At 53.0% G+C, this 2,707-nt stretch carries 3 protein-coding genes; 1 reads left to right on the forward strand and 2 read right to left on the reverse strand.

Features of this window, described 5'->3' with window-relative positions:
• Nucleotides 1-15: 15 nt before the first annotated feature.
• Nucleotides 16-1,266, reverse strand: coding sequence for an organoarsenical effux MFS transporter ArsJ (gene arsJ / locus ACGVKB_RS07565; RefSeq protein WP_392350731.1), 1,251 nt, complete (start codon nucleotides 1,264-1,266; stop codon nucleotides 16-18).
• 3 nt (nucleotides 1,267-1,269) lie between these two features.
• Nucleotides 1,270-2,301 (reverse strand): ArsJ-associated glyceraldehyde-3-phosphate dehydrogenase, encoded by a 1,032-nt coding sequence (locus tag ACGVKB_RS07570; protein ID WP_392350733.1) that lies wholly within the window; start codon nucleotides 2,299-2,301, stop codon nucleotides 1,270-1,272.
• 133 nt (nucleotides 2,302-2,434) lie between these two features.
• Here ACGVKB_RS07570 and ACGVKB_RS07575 point away from each other — a divergent pair.
• Nucleotides 2,435-2,707: ArsR/SmtB family transcription factor (locus tag ACGVKB_RS07575; RefSeq protein ID WP_392350735.1), on the forward strand; the 273-nt coding region annotated here is incomplete at its 3' end.

Raw genomic sequence — 2,707 nt, forward strand, 5'->3', positions numbered from 1 at the left:
ACCGATTGACAAAATCTAAGGCTTCGCAGTGGCTGGGGGCAATCTTAACGAGCTAAGCCAAGAGACCATCACCAGCACGGATGAAGCCAGAAGGCACGCCTGTATTCCAGCAGTTTCTGTGTCTCCGAGCATGAAAATAGCCCCTGAGAGCATGGTGCCCAGTAGTCGACCAGCGGCATTGGCCATGTAGTAGAAACCGACATTCATGCTCACATTCTCTTGATCGGTATAAGCCAGAACCATGTACGAATGGATGGATGAATTCATCGCGAAGACAACTCCAAAGCTCACCAGACCAACGATGATCGCGGTCGATGCGTCAACATCACGCCAGAGGGCAATCGCAATGAGCGACGGGATGGCTGTTAATACAGCAGCCCAAAACTGGACCGCTTGAACCCCTGGACTCGTCCTTTGACCCCATAGACGGCGCAGTCCTGGTGCAGAACCTTGAACGACCCCATAACCGATCAGCCACAGGCCAAGAAAACCGCCAATGTCTGAGAAACTCCAGCCAAGAGAAGCGTCAAGAAAAACAGGCAGGGCGACGACAAACCACACATCTCTCGCACCGAACAGAAACAAGCGGGCGAGAGAGAGCCAATTGATCCCTTCCGATTTGGCAAGAAGTGATGACAGTGCTGGTTTTGACTTCATTTTGCCCATCGCCGATGGCAAACCAAGGGTCATGATGAAACCCGCCATTAGACCAAGGGCCATCCACCCCAGAGCGGCCTGAAAGCCGACGGTGGTCAACAACACTCCGCCAAGGAAAAAGCCGACTCCCTTGAGGGCATTTTTTGATCCTGTGAGGATGGCCACCCAGCGGAACAATTGTTGGTTACCTTGATCGGCGTGCTCTCGTGCATTCGGCACGACAGTCTTGATCGCACTCTTGGCACTCATCTTGTTCAAATCCTTGGCAATGCCGCTGATGGCCTGTGCTGCCATCACATAGATCACACTCAAAAGTTTGGGCCAACCTGCGGAAACAGGCATCAGCATCAACAGCGCCCCAATCTGAAGCAGGGTTCCAGCCCAAAGAGTGAGGCGCAAGCCGTAGCGGGCTCCAATCCATCCTCCATACAGGTTCGTGAGGACACCAAAGAATTCATAAAAGAGAAATAGGAAAGCAATCTCCAGCGTGCTGTAACCCAGTGCATGGAAGTGGAACACCACGAGCATGCGAAGCGCACCGTCGGTGAGTGTGAAGGCCCAGTAATTGGCTGTGACGACTCCGTATTGCTGAAGAGGGGATAGTTTCATGAGTTACTTCTGTCCCTGTTCCATGTCCACGACGTGACAGACCAAATCAGCCATACGACAGCTGTACCCCCATTCGTTGTCGTACCAGGCATAGACCTTCAATTGCCTGCCATCGACCACCATCGTTGACAGCGCATCAACCACCGCACTGCGGCAGTCATTGGTGTAGTCGCAAGACACCAATGGACGTTTCTCATAACCCAGGATTCCCGCAAGGGGGCCGGATGCAGCGTCTGCAAAAGCTGCATTGACCTCCTCGACAGTGACATCACGTTTGAGTTCAAACACTGCGTCGGTCAGGGATCCATTCAGCAGGGGCACTCGTACGGCATGTCCGTTCAGTTTGCCTTTCAAGTCTGGAAAGATCATTGCAATGGCTTTGGCTGAGCCAGTGGAAGTGGGGATCAGTGAACTCAGCCCCGATCTCGCCCTGCGTAGATCGGATTTGTACGCATCGACAGTGACCTGGGTATTGGTGATGTCGTGAATTGTCGTGATCATTCCATGCTCGATTCCGAATGATTCATGAACAACTTTCACGACAGGAGCCAAGCAATTGGTGGTGCATGAGGCCGCCGTTATTAATTTATGCTCATCCGGCCTGTAGAGATCATGGTTAATTCCGTAGACGATGTTGAGGGCTTCTGCTCCTGCAATCCTTCCCTTAACTGGACAGGCCACAACCACGCGTTTCAGCGCAGAGACTTCAAAATAAGGATTGAGCGTCTCTGGGGTTTTAAAGCGACCACTCGCTTCCAGCACCATGTCAATTCCCTGCTGAGCCCAAGCAACTTCTGCTGGGTTGCTGTGCTGTGACCAGCTGACTGGTTTGCCATTGACCCGAAAACCATTGGCTTCAACTTCGATGGATCCGTCCCACCGACCATGAACGGAGTCGAATTCGAGTAGATGAGCCCCCGCCTCGGCACTGCCAGCTGGATCATTGATCTGAACCAGTTCGATTCCAGGCCGTCCGTAGAGAGCGCGGAAGACCAGCCTGCCGATACGTCCAAAACCATTGATGCCAATGCGCATGGGGACAGACCACTCCTGACGGGAAACCAATCAACCAATCTTGATGCATCAATGTTGGTTGTTGCAAGTTCCTTGTTGCCCTCCCTCGGTAGCTTGGATTACCCCTGTAGCGGCCGGTCAGTTCCGTCTGATGATGACCTCAGCTCTCAAGGCCTCTGGATCCAGCGTGGCGATCAGCTTGTTCAAAGCTCTTTCGGATCCCAATCGCCTCAAGATCATCGAAGCTCTCGCCCATGATGAGCTCTGTGTCTGCGAGCTCATGACAGATCTGGGCTTAGCGCAGTCGCGCCTCTCGTTTCACCTCAAGGTTCTGAAGCAGTGCGGTCTGGTGATGGATCGCCAGAGTGGACGATGGGTGTATTACCGTTTGCAACCGCTGGTGATCAAGCAACTCCAACACTTCCTC

This window comes from Parasynechococcus sp., from assembly GCF_042954325.1.
In the GTDB taxonomy this organism is placed as follows: domain Bacteria; phylum Cyanobacteriota; class Cyanobacteriia; order PCC-6307; family Cyanobiaceae; genus Parasynechococcus.